10 protein-coding genes are annotated in these 16,393 nt (G+C 58.1%); 3 read left to right on the top strand and 7 right to left on the bottom strand.

Features of this window, described 5'->3' with window-relative positions; all coding sequences use genetic code 11:
* Positions 1 to 136 precede the first annotated feature (136 nt).
* The 3 genes from UH5x_RS15260 to UH5x_RS15250 all read right to left on the bottom strand — a co-directional run bounded on the left by UH5x_RS15260 (position 137) and on the right by UH5x_RS15250 (position 9,104).
* Positions 137 to 751 carry a PAS and helix-turn-helix domain-containing protein gene (locus UH5x_RS15260; protein WP_053061144.1) on the bottom strand — a complete coding sequence of 205 codons (615 nt, stop codon included), beginning with the start codon at positions 749 to 751 and terminating at the stop codon, positions 137 to 139.
* A gap of 1,203 nt (positions 752 to 1,954) precedes the next feature.
* Positions 1,955 to 2,803: an HAD-IIA family hydrolase gene (locus UH5x_RS15255; RefSeq protein ID WP_047814332.1), complete on the bottom strand. Its 849-nt coding sequence runs from the start codon at positions 2,801 to 2,803 to the stop codon at positions 1,955 to 1,957.
* A 241-nt stretch (positions 2,804 to 3,044) separates the two neighbouring features.
* Positions 3,045 to 9,104, bottom strand: a complete 6,060-nt coding sequence (locus UH5x_RS15250; protein ID WP_482632904.1) for an alpha-2-macroglobulin family protein — start codon at positions 9,102 to 9,104, stop codon at positions 3,045 to 3,047.
* Between the two features lie 148 nt (positions 9,105 to 9,252).
* On the opposite strand from UH5x_RS15250, the gene UH5x_RS15245 reads away from it, so the two are divergent.
* Entirely contained in the window at positions 9,253 to 10,098 is an 846-nt protein-coding gene (locus tag UH5x_RS15245) for a TSUP family transporter (RefSeq protein WP_482632903.1), read from the top strand.
* A gap of 141 nt (positions 10,099 to 10,239) precedes the next feature.
* Here UH5x_RS15245 and UH5x_RS15240 read toward each other — a convergent pair whose 3' ends face one another.
* Positions 10,240 to 11,427, bottom strand: a complete 1,188-nt coding sequence (locus UH5x_RS15240) for a cysteine desulfurase family protein (RefSeq protein ID WP_482632902.1) — start codon at positions 11,425 to 11,427, stop codon at positions 10,240 to 10,242.
* Between the two features lie 26 nt (positions 11,428 to 11,453).
* A complete protein-coding gene (locus UH5x_RS15235) occupies positions 11,454 to 12,695 on the bottom strand; it encodes an exonuclease/endonuclease/phosphatase family protein (protein WP_482632901.1) in 1,242 nt (413 codons plus the stop codon).
* A gap of 318 nt (positions 12,696 to 13,013) precedes the next feature.
* Between UH5x_RS15235 and odhB the strand changes: the two genes are divergently transcribed.
* On the top strand, positions 13,014 to 14,315 hold the full coding sequence (gene odhB / locus UH5x_RS15230; protein ID WP_047814327.1) for a 2-oxoglutarate dehydrogenase complex dihydrolipoyllysine-residue succinyltransferase: 1,302 nt from the start codon (positions 13,014 to 13,016) through the stop codon (positions 14,313 to 14,315).
* A 184-nt stretch (positions 14,316 to 14,499) separates the two neighbouring features.
* On the opposite strand, the gene UH5x_RS15225 is transcribed toward odhB, so the two are convergent.
* Positions 14,500 to 15,183 carry an ankyrin repeat domain-containing protein gene (locus UH5x_RS15225; protein ID WP_047814326.1) on the bottom strand — a complete coding sequence of 228 codons (684 nt, stop codon included), beginning with the start codon at positions 15,181 to 15,183 and terminating at the stop codon, positions 14,500 to 14,502.
* A gap of 38 nt (positions 15,184 to 15,221) precedes the next feature.
* Entirely contained in the window at positions 15,222 to 15,896 is a 675-nt protein-coding gene (locus tag UH5x_RS15220) for an NAD(P)H-hydrate epimerase (protein WP_482632900.1), read from the bottom strand.
* A 206-nt stretch (positions 15,897 to 16,102) separates the two neighbouring features.
* Here UH5x_RS15220 and UH5x_RS15215 point away from each other — a divergent pair, with 206 nt between their 5' ends.
* Positions 16,103 to 16,336 (top strand): FmdB family zinc ribbon protein, encoded by a 234-nt coding sequence (locus tag UH5x_RS15215; RefSeq protein WP_047814325.1) that lies wholly within the window; start codon positions 16,103 to 16,105, stop codon positions 16,334 to 16,336.
* Positions 16,337 to 16,393 lie beyond the last annotated feature (57 nt).

Genomic DNA, 16,393 nt, shown 5'->3' with positions numbered 1-16,393 from the left:
GGGCGGGGGTCTCAAGACGCTACTGGCACGGCACTGAAAAACTGGACGGCCTCGCTCAGAGGGAGGGTGAAGTCGTCGTTTATAGAATCGGTATTCCCTGCAGTGGTTTTGATGTGGCGACCCCGAAGTGGACGTTTCACTTCTCCCTTGGAAGTCGCTTCAGCTTGGCGTCATCGAGATCGAGGCCCATCTCGCTGATGGTCATCACCAGCTCGGCTTGCCCACGCAGGCCCAGTTTTTTTGTGATTGCTGATTTGTGTCGTTCGATTGTCTTGGGGCTGCGGTGCAGCAGTTGAGCCACCTTGGGGACATTCATGCCATGCCCAAGTAGCACCGCAACTTCGATCTCACGCTGTGTCAGGATGTCCAGCGGACCAAAGTCGATGAACGCCGTTTCGATGCTTTCGATGGAGTCATCGGACGTCGCCAAATGCAAACCCGATGTGGTTCGGCTGATCACCAGCACGCGACCAAAGGGAGGCTTGGAATCACGAATGGGCCAAACGGTTGAGTGAACTTGCTTTCCGTGATAGATATGCCGAATCGCGAGTGGCTTGCCCTCTTTCAGCACACGCCCAATCATCGCCAACCGTTCCTGGACGTACTGCGGCGAATGGAAATCATGGATTGATTTCCCGGCGTACTCAATGTTGGGTGCGGCCGAGAAAAGCATCATCGCGCAGTCGTTGACGTAGAGGAGCCGACCTTCTTGATCCGTGACACAAACCCCGATCCCTGGAGTCTGAGTCATCGCAGTCCAAATCGAATTTGGATCGAACTCTGGCGGATCAACCCGTGTTCTCAGCCTCGATGAGCTTTCTTCGCTTTGGGGTGGGGTGGAATGGGGCACAAGCGACTCATGGGGGGGCGCGGGAGCAGCGTTTGAGGGGATTCCCTCATAGATTACTCGCAGCGATCCGTCGATACTATCTGAACGGCACCGAGGATTCAGATGGCTTATGCAAAAGTCGCATGGAGGAAACGCAGCCGTTGCCACGGATTGGCTTTTTACACATGAAGAAGTCGATTGCAGTTCGGGCAGCCCAGCGAATTGACCGCGAGGGCAAGCCAACATGAATCGATGAAGGTGGAAAGCAATGGGAACACGACGAGACGGTCGGGTTGGAGGGGCAGCAACCACACCGTCTTGTCGTCCCCATGCAGAACGACAAGAGTTTCCATGCCCCTGATTCATGTCACGACCCTGGGGCTTGGTGATCACGCTGTGTTCAGTGTCCACGGGCACATGGTCCAGGGGCACATGCCCGCAGCTGCGTTGTGCGTCCCTGGGGGACGAATGACAGACCACGTAGGCCAGGTCCCACCTGGCATGGTGAAACGGTGTGCATTTGGGAGGGATGGGAAAGTTTTGTCCCATAGCTTTGGTCGTGTCTCTGAAGCCGTGAAACAGACGCCCTTGTGGCCGTGACATTCTCCACCGGTGATCGCAGCGTTGGGCTGGAAAAAGGTGGGATGGTGGGGATTGCGACTGCACGCCTTCTTTCCCGGAGGGAATGCAGAGGGTAGCCGGCGGTCGAGCGAAGCGAATACCGCCGGGAAGCCCCCCCGATCACATGGTTGACCCCGAAGGGGTCGAAGACTTTTACGGCCGAGTCTTCTACGACACCCTTCGGGGCCGACGCCGCGATCTTTTGTCACTGTCCGGTGGTTTTCGCTTTGCTCGACCACCGGCTACCGTCTGTGACCACTTCGTGGCCTCACTCGCGAACGCGAGCCCCTGTGAAACCCGAGCAAAATGCGACCACCTTGATTGGACCGCTTACCACCGATTCGTCAGGCCAGGCCCCGCCTGGCGCTGGTGACTCGCCATTGGATCTTCCCCGTCAAACGACGCCTGAGTTCCGATCACACCTCGCTTCTACCGAAGCATCGGCGTGGGTTCCAGGTGAGACCTGGCCTCGAAGTGGCGCCCGTTTCAGCTCCGAGAAAACCATCACGCGTTGGCGGCGGCCCAGGCGGCGAAATTAGTGACGGTGTCGTCCTCGCGGTTGCCGACTGGCAAACTGCTTTGGACGAACTCGCCGACATCGCAAAGGTCCGCGATCGAATCGACAATCACGTCGGGGCCGTACGCGAATTGGCCGAGGTCTTCCTTTTTCGTGCCGCCGGACAAGGTGAGCACGGTTCGGTAGCCCATTTGGACGCCGCCCAGGATATCGGTTTCCATCGTGTCGCCGACCATCACGGTTTGGGAGGTGGCCAACTTCAGTTCCTTGCGAGCAGCTCGCATCATGATGGGGCTGGGTTTCCCCACACTGAAGGCTTTACGCCCGGTGACCGCCTCCAGGTAGGCGACCGTGGCCCCACAGCCCGGTCGTGTGCCGTTCTTGGTCGGGCAACTGGGGTCCAGGTTGGTGGCAATCAGTTTGGCACCACCAAGGATCATGTCGACCGCGGATTCCAATGCGTTGAGTGTGATCGTGCGGCCTTCGCCAACGACGACAAAGTCGGGCGAGTGATCCACGATGGAGAAGCCGTTTTGATGCATTGCTTGCAACAAGCCCCCTTCGCCAATGATGTACGCGGTGCCATTGGGTTTCAGTTTGGCGAGGAAGCGTGCCGTTGCCATGGCACAAGTGAAGATGTGGGCCTCTTCCACGAAGATCCCCATCCGTTGGAGTTTGGTTTGCACATCACGCCGAGTCCTTTGACTGTTGTTGGTCAAGAACAGAAAAGGAATGTCCTGACGAATCAATGTGTCGATGAACTGATCGGCACCTGGGATCAGCTCACTGCCGCGGTAGATGACGCCATCCATGTCGATCAAAAAGCCCGTTTTCATCAAATCACTATAAGAGGTTGAGGTTCGAAAACTTCATCGGCATTGGTTTGCCGGTGTTGAGATTTCGAATTGATCGCAGCTTTCATACCAATGATTTCAAGGGTGGATTCGTTCCCGCTGCATATCAGCACGGTCGGGGCATCGAACACGTGCTTGAACCTTGAACACCCCCCTGCTCAATTCCAGGGCACATTGCACGGCAAAGAGCAGGAGGCTGGGCGGTTCATGAAATCTTCATGAATCACTTCACTTCCAAAGCATGGCTTTCGCTGTGACTGTTGTACTGGGGAGCGTACATCGATTCGATGCTTGCCATCCCCGTCTGATAGTTCCCGCGTAGCTGCACACGACAGCGAGATTCCAACACATAGGTTCCCTTGGTCAGGTAACCAATGAAGAAATGCTCGGCAGCGTCTCGAGTGCTTTGGTAGTATCCCAACGCATCTTGCCGGCGGTATTGAGACAACACATTGACGGGCTCGGTGCCACTGCCGCGATGGTCTCGCAGGTGCAAGAATTCCATGTCGCGATCACTGCGGATGATCAATCTGGAAACCAGTTCATCGCCAACGCGAACGGGTTCGTCGCCGACAGGACGCAGCACGGGGCCGGAATCCGTCGCACGGACGACAAACAGTTGCTTCTCGATTTGCAGTGGCGTGCCATCGTGCGGCGTGATGTTCTCGATGTTCTCAAAGTACTGCCAGTGGACTCCACCCCAAGCGATGCCTGAGGTTGTTTTCTTGACCTGAATCGATCCCATCTCGGGCGTGATCTCATCCGCCGAGAAACGGTGCTGGTAGAAACCAGTGCCCGCTTCGACGTTGCCTTTGGGAACTTCTTGCTGCCCGACTGCAATGTCGACGACTTCATCGGAAGCCAGCTTGTCGGTGCCTCGCAGCAGCAACGCGTACACCGCATCGGCGGTGGATTTGGTGGTTTCCCAAGACTGGGTTTCTTTCTGCCGCAGCAACCAAGCCTGGCAGAGTTCCACCCGTTTGAGATCGCCCGCGACTTCGTCGAGTACCTCGATCATCATGGCCTGCGTTTCAATCGGTGCTTGGTACCACCACCAGCCTGAGTTGGCGTCGTTCCAGTGCATGCCCTGCTCGTCGATCACCGAGCGTTCGATCAATGAAGCGACGATTTCTTTGGCTTCTTTGAGTCGGCCCAGTCGATGCAAAGCGATCGCGGCGTGCCCTTGGCTCATCCGGCTCGGCAAGGACAACCAATGCTCGGCAAGTTGATTGGTCCAGTACTCGACCGCTTCGAGGTGCTCCGGTGCGGTCGGTTGATCCTTGTAGAAACTGCGGCCATACAACAGCATCGCCACGGTCGGCGAGACATGCACTTTGCTGCGGTTTTCGGTTTGGATTCTTTCGTACAGTTTGGTTGCGTAGGCATCCAAGTGCGTCAGCGCTTTCATCGCAATCTGCATGTCGACCTCGACACCCAGATGTTGCAAGCGACCGAACCCGGTGACAATCAACATCGTGATGGTGTCATTGGACGGACCGCCATCGAACCAAGCGAAGCTGCCATCTTCCTTCTGCAGTTCCTGTAAGCGTCGCGTCAATCGGTCGGCTTGATCATTGACCCGATTGGTATCAAACAAAATGCCAACGTTGCGACGAGCCTCGGATTCGGACTTGGACTGCAACACCCAAGGTGTTTCGGTGAGGGCGATCGACTTCAGTTCTTCGTTCTGGGCCAGAGGGCTGTCCAGTGTGACTCGACCAGCGACCTCGGGTTGGTTTCGCCATTGTTCAAACACGCGTTCGATTCGCGGGTCGGACGTCGCGATGTGCCGCGCCAGCAAGTTCGCATACAAGCGATGGAACGTTTGCTCGCTGCATTCGTGGGGATACTCCATCAAGTAAGGCAGCGCCATCACGGCGTACCAAGCCGGGTTGGAAGTCATCTGAATGGTCAGCGATTCGCTCGCCAGCGTATCGCTTTTTCCTTCCAGTAGCTTGGGCAACGTGAACGTCTTTGTTTCCGCACCATCGATCGGCAGTGAGATGGACTCGTGCACCAAAATGCGGCGGGTCAAAACCGGCAGGTAGCCTTCTTCGCCATCCGACAAACGTCCGGTCGAACCGACGGCCTTGTAGACCAAATAACCGATGCCATCGGGGACCTGGATTCGCCATGAGAACGTCTTGGACTGGCCGGCGGGGATTTCAAACGATTGCTTCGGCTGGGAATTGCCGACTTGCTCATCGACCGACTCGCCGCTGGCTGCTGACGACAGGTTCAATGCCACCACGCCAGTTTGCGTCGAAGCCGATTGGTTGCTGACTTTGACCGTCAGTTCAATTTCGTCACCTTCCCGCAACGTCCGAGGCGGGTTGGGTTGAACCATCAAGTCTTTGCTGGTGACTGCGGTGCCCGAGATGGTTCCCGAGGCAAGGTTGGCGCCGTGGGCAAATCCCAGCAACTGCCAACGAGTCAGTGCTTCCGGCATGGTGAACTTCATCTTCACCACCCCGTTCTCGTCCGCGATCAATTCCGGGAAGAAGAACGCGGTCTCGTTCAGATTCTTTCGCGGCGGGATGCCGGACAAATCGATTTTGGGATCATTTGATTCGGGGGGAGCATCATCGGCTGCTTCGGAATCGCTCGTGATCGCACTTCCAGCCAACATCAAAGGAACGGCTTGTTTTCGCATGGGAGCTGATGCCGGCATCGCTCCATCGGCCATCATCATGTCGGACTCTGCCATCGCCATGTTGCGAGACATCCCACGAGCCATTGGCATTGGTCTTCCGTAGAATCGGTTCAGCTGCAATTCAGCAACCCAATCGGGATAGCTCAGCTCGCCTCCGGGGTATCCACGGTGCGACCACATCACAACGGTCGTCAGACCTTGCCAACCGTTGTTCAAGTGCGGGCTGCGTGTGCTTCGATCGCGATAGAAAGCGTTGAAGCCGGTTGCAAAGCGATGCTTGGCAAACACGTCCAGGGAAGCGTCGTACAAGGTTGCCACCATTTCCATGATGGAATCCTGCTCGGCCTTGGTCGATTCATCCACCACCTTGGGTTCGATGACCGCTGTCCAAGTCTCTTCTGCACCGGGTTTGAGTTTGGAAACAAATCGTTCCCAGCGGATGGACCACTCTTTGTTTGTCCAAGGAACGTTGACGATCTGTTGGTGCAGATGCAGTCGGTTCTCGTGGATCATCATCACGCGGACGACAAAGCCACCTCGCATCGATTCATCGATCGCCTGTGTGATTTCGACTTGAGTCTTGTCGCCGGAGGTCCAGTATCGCTGCAAGATCTCGCCGCGATGCTCGACTTCCACCAAGGCCTTTGCGTTTTCGTAACCGCTGCCCCAAACGGCATGGAATGTTTCGCCCGGTTCCCACTGAGATTGAGGCGTCGCGAACAGGCTGGCGATCGGCAGACCGAGCTGATCCGCCTTGGGGTCGAACACTCGCAGTGGCAGCAACGCTGAGACGGAGTTGCCCGCTGAGTCCACCGCTGACAAGACCGCTCGATAGTGCCCCTTGGAAAGCGAGACCTCCCACGAACCACGCCCATTGGCGTCGGTTTGCAAAGTCTTCGAAGATTGCAATTCATCCAGTGGCCAAGAGTTGGGATCTTCGGGACGAACTCGTTTCGCTTCGTCGTTCGCATCCACTGGCAACGGTTGATACGTGCCCCATCGCGGTTGCGGGACGACTTCGGGAGCCTTGAGCGACCAGACTTCGATCTTGACTTCGGCGGCCTGGGCTTCACCATCGAGCGACGTCGTGTGAACCTGAATGTCGACGGGGTCTTGTTCCGTCAGCCAATCGGGACGGTCGACGCTCATTTGGGCTGACATGGTCGTGTAGCCCGCGGTGACCGTGCGTTTGTCTGATCGAGTTTCGCCGGTGGTGTCGACGACGTCAGCGGTGATCACGTATCGGAACGTGGGTTCGCTGTCTCGATCGACCGAGGCATCGGGCACGGCATCAAAGGACACGTCAAATCGCCCCAGTTCGTCCGTGGTCGTTTCGCCTTGGACGATCGTTTGCGGTTCGGCGGGAGGCGTCGGGATCCACCAGCATCGCCATCCCCACCAAATTGGATATTGGACTTGTCGAACCACGGTGTACCGAACGGTCGCGTCGTTGATCGCCGCCCCGGTGTAGGCGGTCGCGCGACCGGAGACCGTCACCGATTCTTCCAGGCGGACGGGATCCTTCGGAGCGTCCAAGGTCACTTCGAACTTGGGGCGTTTGTACTCTTCCACGCGAACGGTGGCGGAGCCTCGCGGGAACTCTCGGACGATCAACTGCATTTGGCCGGTCAGCCCCGACGTCGGCAGGTGGAAGCTGCCGTGGCAACTGCCGCGATCGTTGGTGATCAAGTCCAACGTCTCAACCACTTGGTTGTTTGGATCGAGCAGTTGAATCTGAAGCGATTTGCGATTGTGGGTTTCGTACAGATTCTGGGATTGGTTGTGAGTCGTCGCGATCGCTTTGAAGCGAAGCGTTTGACCCGGGCGGTAAATTGCTCGGTCGGTGAAGAAAACGGTGCGACCGCCGAGTTGCTGCGACGTTCGAGCGGGGCGAATGGAATGATGCTGCTGAGAGGGAAGGTGATCCTTGCCGTTTTGGGCCACCAGCAACAAGTTGTCACGGTTGACTCCCTCGTGGGCTTTCATTTCGAAGCGACCGTTCTGATCAGTTGTCAACGAAGGGAGCGATCGGTATCGGTAGCCATTGTTGAACTTGTTTCGAGGTTGGCCTTCATTGGTCCAGGTCCAAACCGCCACGGTTGCCTGTGGGACCGGTTCGCCCGTGTTGGAATCCAACACGTGCCCTTCGAGGATGCCTTGGTTCCAGCGGCCATCGGTGACGAGTGCCAGTTCGCTGACCCAAATTTGTTTGCCCGCCAGGTAGTTCTCTTTCCAAACAAAGTCTTTGTCGACACTGGCGATTAACAGGTAGCTTCCCTTGGGAAAATCCTGGGGGACGTTGACTCGGTGAATGTTGGTTTTGAAGTCCGCCGTCTCCTCCAGGTCAATCGACCACTGATGCGCGGCTGGTTCTTCCGCGTATCGTTTCAGCCACTCGCGTTCGTTGTTCTGAAGCATCTGCCCCGTCTTGATCAACTGATCAAAACCGAGCGAGACCAGTTTGAAGTGCACCTGGGTGATGTTCTTGTAGCTGATCTCAATCTCGGCTTGAGCGGATTGTTCCAGGGCCGGGTTCCAAACCCGTTCCGTTGCGATGTTGAGTTGCGGTGCCTCGATTTGCTCGATCAACGCGGCGCACTGGCGTCCGCCAAAGCTGTCCGGGTGAGCCGCCAGTGCTGCTTTCGCGATTTGATGAGCGCGAACGAACTCTTCTTTCCCCATTTCAGTTTGAGCGAGCTGAAAGCTGGCTCGGGTGCTGATCGGATGACTTGTGTTCTCACTGAGGAAACGCTGCATCGCGGCTTGCGAGCGGTCGTCCTGGGTGGTGCCAACCGCGTTCTGATCCGCGAATTGCAAACGGTTCCAATTCGCATCGAGGAACGCGTCTCGTTGGTCGTCGGCGTTGGATTGTCGGAAGCGAACCCAGTCCTGCATCAACTCGGTGGCCTGGCGAAGCGGCGATTCGAGATCAGTTTCCGGGATTTCCCAAGCCAGGAAGTCCGCGACGGGATCCAGGATTGGCGAACTCGCTTCCAGTTCGAAACGCTCGATTGGTCCGCTGTAGATCGACTGGGCGTCAACGAAGTGGTCGATCGCTTGGTTGGCTAAGAAGTCATAAACCGTCGGGCGATATGACTCGGGGGCGCTGCCCTGCGTGATCAGTCGTTGGATGGATGTCAGTTCGGTGGTTTTCAGCTTCTCGGAGTTCTCCAAGGCTTGATCGAACAACGCCCCGGCGTGGCGGATGATCCGCTGGGCACTCCAGGTTTTCAGATCATCGGCGGACTTGATCGGCGTCGTGTCGTCTTCGCGAGTTTCGATCTCGGTGCGGTTCCGGAATCGCCATTGGTTCTGTTGTTGATAGGAATAGAACCAGCTGGCCAGCACGGCTTGCAGCAGCGGTTGGGATGCCTCGGGTGCGGAATCCAGGTCCTCTTGCAAATGCAGGATCCGGTCTTCCGCGCCGCCGCCATCGAGTTGTCCTCGCAGCGAGGCTCGCATCCCCATGGCCAGAACGGCATCGTCGTGGTCTTCTTCGGCGATTGCGGCGGGTACGATGGCGTCGTAGTGTTTGATCGCGGTCTTCGGCAGTCCCTTTTTCAACGCTTCTTCGGCAGCCTCGAATTGCTGTTTTCGCCACGCGGCGTCTTGGTTGGGTTCAGCGGCCATGGAGAGTCTCAGGGGCGAGGAAAGCAGCCCGAGCAACAGACTCAAGACAACAAAGACGCAAGTCACGGTACGAAGTTGCCGCATAGTAGATCACCTCAAGAAGCTGCAAAGAAAAGACACTGCCTCTCAGGGTAACGATTGATCGAGCATGTTATTAGGCGGAAATTTTTGGATCGTGGCGTGGTTCTTTTTGGCCGCGTTGGTGTACAGCAGCGCTGGCTTTGGTGGCGGGTCCACGTACACCGCGTTGCTGGTGCTCAGTGGCGTCGATCATCGCGTTTTGCCCATGCTTTCTTTGGTTTGCAACCTGTTGGTTGTGTCGGGCGCCTGTTTGCGTTTCACACAGAAAAAGCAAATGCCTTGGTCACGTTGTGTCCCCCTGGTGGTCGGGTCGATTCCGATGGCCTGGGTCGGCGGATCGATCCCGCTCGACCGAGCGGTGTTTGTTCCGCTCCTGAGCGTCACCCTGATCTTGGCGGGTGTCTTGTTGCTGTTGGGTGGGCAAACCAGGCAGGCCAAAGAATCCGCTTCGGAGCCGGTGGATTCCGAAGATGACTTGCTAGCAAATCCATCCATCACGCCAGACAGGAAGCTTCCATGGCGATCCAGCGTGGTTTTGCAAATGGCTCTCGGAGCCGGGTTGGGGTTGTTGGCCGGATTGGTGGGGATCGGGGGCGGGATTTTCTTGTCGCCGGTGTTGCACCTGACTCGCTGGGGTCACGCTCGCGACATTGCAGCGACCAGTTCGCTGTTCATCCTGGTCAACTCGGTCGCGGGCTTGATGGGGCAAACCAGCAAACACGCTTGGTCACTCAGTGAGATTGCCGTGGAATTTCAAACGCATGCCCCGTGGTGGCCTTGGTTGTTTGTCAGCGTGTTGATCGGTGGTCAGATTGGAAACCGGGCCGCGTCCAGTTGGTTGTCGCATCGGACCCTTCGGCAAATCACTGCCGTGATTGTGCTGGCCGCGGGGATTCGCCTGGGGTGGATGTAGGTAAAAGTGGCTTTCGTTCAGCGGCGCACGGCAATTTGCTGTCGTAGTGGACGAGGTTACGAGTCCGTTGAGCAGGACTCGTAACCTCGTCCACTACGACAGCCTGTGATTCCTGCTCACAGGCTAGAAGCCGATGCCACACTAACCGACCAACTTTTGATGCGATGCGATCAGTTGATCCGCGGCGGCATGGATTTCGTCGACGGTGTTGAATCGCCCGATGCCGAATCGCACGCTTCGTCGGGCTTCCGATTCGGTCAATCCCATCGCCAGCAGCACATGGCTGGGAAGAGCCTCGGTGCTGCTGCAGGCGGATCCGCTGCTGAATGCAACGTCTGGCGTGGCCGCCATCCAGGCTTCGCCTTCGATGTCTCGCAAACGGACGTTCAGGTTGCCTGGCAAGCGGGCCGATGAATCCTCTCGCCAACTGGTGCCATTGAGTTGCAAGCCATCGAGCGCGGAATGCAAACGATTCCAAAGCAACTCACGCAGTTCCAAAATCCGTGAGGTGTCGCTTTCGAGATCGTCGTTCGCGATTCGCATTGCCGTGGCCATCGCGACGATGGTGGCAGGGTTCAGCGTTCCGCCGCGAAGCCCTCGTTGCTGGCCACCGCCGACGATTTGGGGACGCAATCGCACGCGTCGATTGCCGTTGCCGACCACCAGGAAACCAGTGCTCTTGGGACCATAGAATTTGTGGGCTGAGGCGGTCAGCAAATCAACGTCAGTCGCTCGCACATCGACCGGCAATCGCCCGACTGCCTGAGTCGCGTCGCAGTGCAGCACCGCGCCCGCTTCGTGAGTGATCTCGGCGAGGGATTGGATGGGGGCGATGGAGCCGATTTCATTGTTGGCCCACATAATGGAAACCACCGCGGTCTGCTCGTTGACCACGGCACGCAACTGATCCACGTCGACTTGTCCGGCGGACGGGTGGTCGTGAGGATGCACGCCCACGCGAATGATCTCGATGGGTTGGCCGCTGGCAGTGGCTTGCTTGGACAAGTCATCCGCCACTTCCAAGACCGCTGGATGTTCGGTTTCGCAAAGCACCACTTGGTGCCGTTTGCAACGCGGGTGCATCAGGAAACCTCGCAGAGCCAGGTTGATGCTCTCGGTGGCTCCGGACGTCACGACCATGCTTTCGCGAGGAGCATTCAGGATCGCGGCCATCGAATCGAGCGATTGGTCGATCGCCCGGCGAGCTTCGCGTCCGGCCTCGTGGGAATCGCTGTGCGGGTTGCCAAAGTGCTGCGTCAGGTAGGGCAACATCGCCTCGACGACACGTGGGTCGCAGGGCGTCGTGGCATGATGGTCGAGATAGATCATCGGAGATCGCGATCCTTGGATCGTCGCTAGCGAATCGCTTTGCCGCTTGGCAGCGACGCTTGTTGCACAACGGCCTGGTCCAACGTGGCCTGATTCGCGATCGGGGAGCCCTCCAGTGGCGAGAACTCGGCGTACACCGGCAGGTAGCTGGACACCGTTTGTGCTTCGGAAAGGCTGAGATTGTACACGCGAAGGAAGTCGTAGACTCCACCGCGACCGATGGCTTCTGCGGTCGATTGAAAATCGAACACAATGTTTTCGGTCTGATGCCGTCCGAAGATATCCGTGGGCGTGCTGGACACGGCCGCACGAACGGTTTGACCCGCGATGGTCGGCAACAGGTACGCGTCATCGGCTTGGAACAACCCCATCATCAGGATGTCATCTTCGCCTCGGCCGTCATCTCGAATGGAATCGAACAACTGCCCCAGCAAGGCGACTTCGCTGGGGGCTCGGCCCAGATCGATTCGCACGTTTGCCACCGTGAACGTCCAGGCTCTCGCGGCACTGGGTTGCGCCGCGCGAAACCAGGCGACCAACGGGTCGTAAAGCATCTGTTGGTCGGGGTCGGCAACCGTGTACGTCTGTGTTCGGTCGACTCGAATGCGATCGGGACGAAACAGAATCACCATTTGCTCGCCACGGTCGGAGGGACCAGTTGAACCACCGAGAACGTAGTCGAAAACGGGGCCGCCGCTGCCCAGTGAGTTTTCGTTGATCGCGTCGACCATCCGGGGCACGAGGTCTTGATGAATCGACGAAACCTGCTGAAGCGCGATCAGGTCGAATTGGCGAACAACGCGGATCAGGTTTTTCCGGCAGATGTTGCTGGCCAGTTTGGTCGGCCCGAATCCATCCAAGGACCAGGATGCGATGCGAAGATTTCGGTACTGGGGCGGGCGCTTCGCCGAAATCTGCTCGGCCGGGGCCGCACCGTTGGTGCCGTCGACCGGGGTGCCCCAAACGCTTTGTTTTGTGGAGGGGCCTGAACGCAGCATGTCGCTGGGGCTGTAGATGACCGGGTCAGCTTCGATCGGATTGCCCGACTCATCGACGGGCCAATTCAGGGATCCGCCAGCTTCTGTCGACGACGTGAACGTGAACGGGTCGTCGAGTTTCTCCCAAGCAAATTCGGCTTTGGGTTTGATCGCGACCCCGTCCAGCCCGTCGATGTTGTAGTGTTGGAAGAAATACCATCCCCCGCCGATCAACAACACGACGATCAAAGCCATTTGAATAGGATGGCCTTTCTCGGTTGGATCGGACATGACTGCCTCCGGGACAATTGGGGCGGGTTTTGGGGCGACGAGCGTTTTCTGGGCGTGGCAAATCAAATCGACCCGCCACCATCGTGTTGAATCGGCCCCCGCATCGTTGCAGTCCAAAAAATGGACGCTCATCCCCCTGTCCCTCGCAACCGGCATACTTTCTGGGGGGCTGGACCTGTCTTTTCCCAGCGACCTTGGTCAATCTTCTTTCCCGAAGCCAGCAATCGCGGTGTGAGCCGCTGACACTGTTCGCTTGGCTCGTTATTCTGGTTGCTCGTACCGTCCCAGCTTTTTCTATCAAGTGGTTGAAACGTTCCCGTGAGCGACATCATTCCCGTCGAAGTTCCTACCGTTGGCGAATCGATCAGCGAAGTGCAAATCGGCAATTGGCTCAAACAAGAAGGTGACTGGGTCAAGAACGGCGAAGACCTCGTCGAAATTGAAACGGAAAAAGCGTCGGTGCAAATCCCCGCTCCTGTCAGCGGTTTCTTGCAGTCGATCACGAAACAGTCCGAGGAATTCGCCGAAGTCGGCCAACAAATCGCCTCGATCCAAGTCGCGGAACAGCCCGCTGGCGGCGGTGGATCTGCAAGCGGTGGTTCGGCCCCTGCGGCTGGCAAGCCCGCACCGGCCCCTGCAGCCTCGGCACCCGCACCGGCCGCATCCAGTCCCGCCCAAGGTGGCGGAGGGTTTGTGATGCCCGCCGCCCAGCGGTTGCTCGATGAACACAAGTTGGATTCGTCGCAGGTTCCCGCCACTGGTCCCGGGGGACGCTTGCTGAAAGAAGACGTGTTGGCTTACATCCGTAGCGGAGCCTCCCGCCCAGCTGCACCGCCAGCCGTTCCTGCCACGCCTGCGCCCGCTCCGGCTCAGCCAATGTCGGTGCCGGAAACTCCGTCGTTGATGACCAGCGGTGGTTACCGGTCCGAAGAAGTCAAACCGATGAGCATGCTGCGTCGCACAATTGCGTCGCGTCTCGTCCAGGCCCAGCAAACCGCGGCTCTGCTGACGACATTCAACGAGATCAACATGGCACCGGTCATGGCGATCCGCAGCAAATACAAAGACGCCTTCGCCAAGAAACACGGTGTCAAACTTGGCTTCATGTCGTTCTTTGCCAAAGCCACCGTGGAAGCCCTGCGACGTTATCCCGCCGTCAACGCGGAAATTCGTGGCGACTCGATGGTCTATCGCAACTACCAAGACATCGGCATCGCGATTGGCGGTGGCAAGGGCTTGGTCGTTCCGGTCCTTCGCAATGTGGAACGCATGTCGTTCGCCGAAGTCGAAGGCAGCATCTCCGAGTACGCTCGCCTGGCGGGTGAAAACCGGTTGCAACCCAGTGACTTGATGGGCGGCACGTTCACGATCAGCAACGGCGGGATCTACGGATCGCTGCTCAGCACGCCGATCGTCAACCCACCGCAAAGCGGCATCTTGGGCCTGCATTCGATTCAAGAACGCCCCGTCGCGGAAGACGGCCAAGTCGTGATTCGTCCGATGATGTATGTCGCGTTGACCTATGACCACCGCATCGTCGACGGTCGGGAAGCGGTTGGGTTCTTGGTCGCGATCAAAGAAACGATCGAAGACCCAGCCCGACTGTTCTTGGAAGTCTGATCAGTCGACGTTCCAGCGGACGCCGTTTTCATGGCGGGTGTCGCGAAACTCATCAAGAGTTTCGGGGACGGGGACCAAGAGTTTCGGGGACGCAGTGCAGTCGAACGTCTTGCCGACATCACGATGACGAGATCGTCGGCTTTGTCGGTCGGGGCTGAAACAACCGGGCCTAACGGCCAACGGCTCACTTTTGCAGTCGTTTGACGACTTCGGTGTGGCCGTTGCTGCTGGCAAAATCGATCGCGGTCTCGCCATCGGTGTCTTTCTTGGTCGGGTCGGCGCCCGCCTCGAGCAACAGTTCGACGACCGCCATTTGGCCTTCCGCAGCGGCAAACATCAGCGGTGAAAAGTGTTCTTCGCTGTCGACCAGATCGACTGCCGCGCCGGCATCGAGCAACAGCTTGACTGTTTCGGCGTTGTCCGCGGTGGAGGCGTACATCAGCGCCGTGCGTCCAAATGAATCTCGGTGGTCGACTTCGACATCCTGGGACAGAAACCATTCGACCACCGGGGTGTGGCCGTCAAACGCGGCCATTTGCATCGCTGTGCGTTGGTGTTCGTCCATCGCCGACACTTCCACGCCTTGGCCAGCGAGTCGTTTCACCCCCGCCAAGTCGCCCAGCATCGCGGCTTCGCGAAATTGGTCTTCGGGGGACGTCTCGGGCAGTGGCACATCTTCCGACGTGGCCATGCCTTCGGGAGCTTGCGGTGCCAGGACCTCTTCGCGTTCTCGTCGCGGGAAATCTTCGGGCGACAGACGCTTGGATTCGCACCCCGAAAGCACGGCGGTGGAGCCGAGAATCAAGACGCTGAACAACGAGAACGAACGAACGGGAACGCGACGCGTCCGAGGCGGGTGGTTTTGCATGGCCCTAACATAGTCTCAGCCACTCAGGCCGGCCAAGCTCAGGCACTGAATTGACGCAGCAGTTTCAGAGGCACGCCGATGGAGATCACGTGGACCTCGCCAGTGAAACGGACAGCGTCTCGCTTTTCAAAGCCAACCTTGGGGGCGGCAAAGGTCAGCGTGTGATCGGCAACAAACGTTGTCGCGCCCGTTTCTCCCGTGTCGCCGTTCATTCCGGTCGGGATGTCCAGGGCGAACCGGATTGCCGAGGCTGCGTTGGCCGCCTCCACGACCTCCGCGTAGCGACCTCGCAGTGGCGGTTTGGCTCCGGTGCCCAGCAAGCCATCGACGATGATGTCTGCCGCCGGCAACTGCGGGGGCTCGTCAGATTCTTGAAGAATCTGAATCTCGATCCCTGAAGCTTCGGCGATCTTGGCTTGGATGGCAGCGTCACCGTGCAGTTCGTCCGTTGGTGCCATCGCCACGATCGTCACCTCTCGTCCCGCCAGTTGCAGGTGCCGGGCGATCGTGAATCCATCGCCACCGTTGTTGCCTTTGCCGCAGAGGACCAGCACACTTCCGTCGGGGGCGATTTGGTCGATGCGTTCCGCCGCTCCGCGTCCCGCATTTTCCATCAACACAATGCCAGGGATTTGAAACTGCTTCATGGCCACCTGATCAATCTCGCGAACTTGGTCGCATGTCATTGGCGGCAGTGGGGGAACCTGATTCATGGTCGCTTCCTTTGAGTTCGAGCGGGGCGGGGAGGTGTGAAGCAAGCCGTTCTTGTTGTTGCTGACAAAAACAGCCGCTCCGATTCATTCCCAGTGGTGCGAACGTCTTCCGTGAGAAACAATGGATGGACGTGGGCGGCGTGCCCATGGTTTGTTCCTTGGCCCATGATTTGTTCCCTGGACCGTGTTCTTCTCGGATACCGAAGATGCCTCTGTACGAATACGAATGCAAGACGTGTGATGACGTGGTTGAGATTTTGGTTCGATCTCAGGATGAAGAAGTGGCCTGCCCGAAGTGCAGCAGTGCTGAATTGACGCGTGTTCTCAGCGTCCCCTCGGCTCCCTCGATGAGCGGCGGCAGTTCGAGTTTGCCCATGGCGGGCGGTGGCGAAGCCTGTGGTGCCCCGCGATGTTGCGGCGGCGGTGGTTGCCAAATGTAAGCAGGTAGGCAGGAATGATCGGGCAGAATCATGTGAGCCGTTTCGGCGTTAGCCCCG

The sequence above is a fragment of the Rhodopirellula sp. UH5 genome, assembly GCF_056839225.1.
This window is presented reverse-complemented; position numbering and strand designations above follow the sequence as displayed.

Bases quoted from the DNA above. Each gene is read 5' to 3' on its own strand.
- UH5x_RS15215 (WP_047814325.1), top strand. From the start codon at position 16,103: ATGCCTCTGTACGAATACGAATGCAAGACGTGTGATGACGTGGTTGAG.
- UH5x_RS15250 (WP_482632904.1), bottom strand. From the start codon at position 9,104: ATGGCCGCTGAACCCAACCAAGACGCCGCGTGGCGAAAACAGCAATTC.
- UH5x_RS15260 (WP_053061144.1), bottom strand. From the start codon at position 751: ATGACTCAGACTCCAGGGATCGGGGTTTGTGTCACGGATCAAGAAGGT.
- UH5x_RS15240 (WP_482632902.1), bottom strand. From the start codon at position 11,427: ATGATCTATCTCGACCATCATGCCACGACGCCCTGCGACCCACGTGTC.
- UH5x_RS15235 (WP_482632901.1), bottom strand. From the start codon at position 12,695: ATGTCCGATCCAACCGAGAAAGGCCATCCTATTCAAATGGCTTTGATC.
- UH5x_RS15225 (WP_047814326.1), bottom strand. From the start codon at position 15,183: ATGCAAAACCACCCGCCTCGGACGCGTCGCGTTCCCGTTCGTTCGTTC.
- UH5x_RS15255 (WP_047814332.1), bottom strand. From the start codon at position 2,803: ATGAAAACGGGCTTTTTGATCGACATGGATGGCGTCATCTACCGCGGC.
- UH5x_RS15220 (WP_482632900.1), bottom strand. From the start codon at position 15,896: ATGAATCAGGTTCCCCCACTGCCGCCAATGACATGCGACCAAGTTCGC.
- UH5x_RS15245 (WP_482632903.1), top strand. From the start codon at position 9,253: ATGTTATTAGGCGGAAATTTTTGGATCGTGGCGTGGTTCTTTTTGGCC.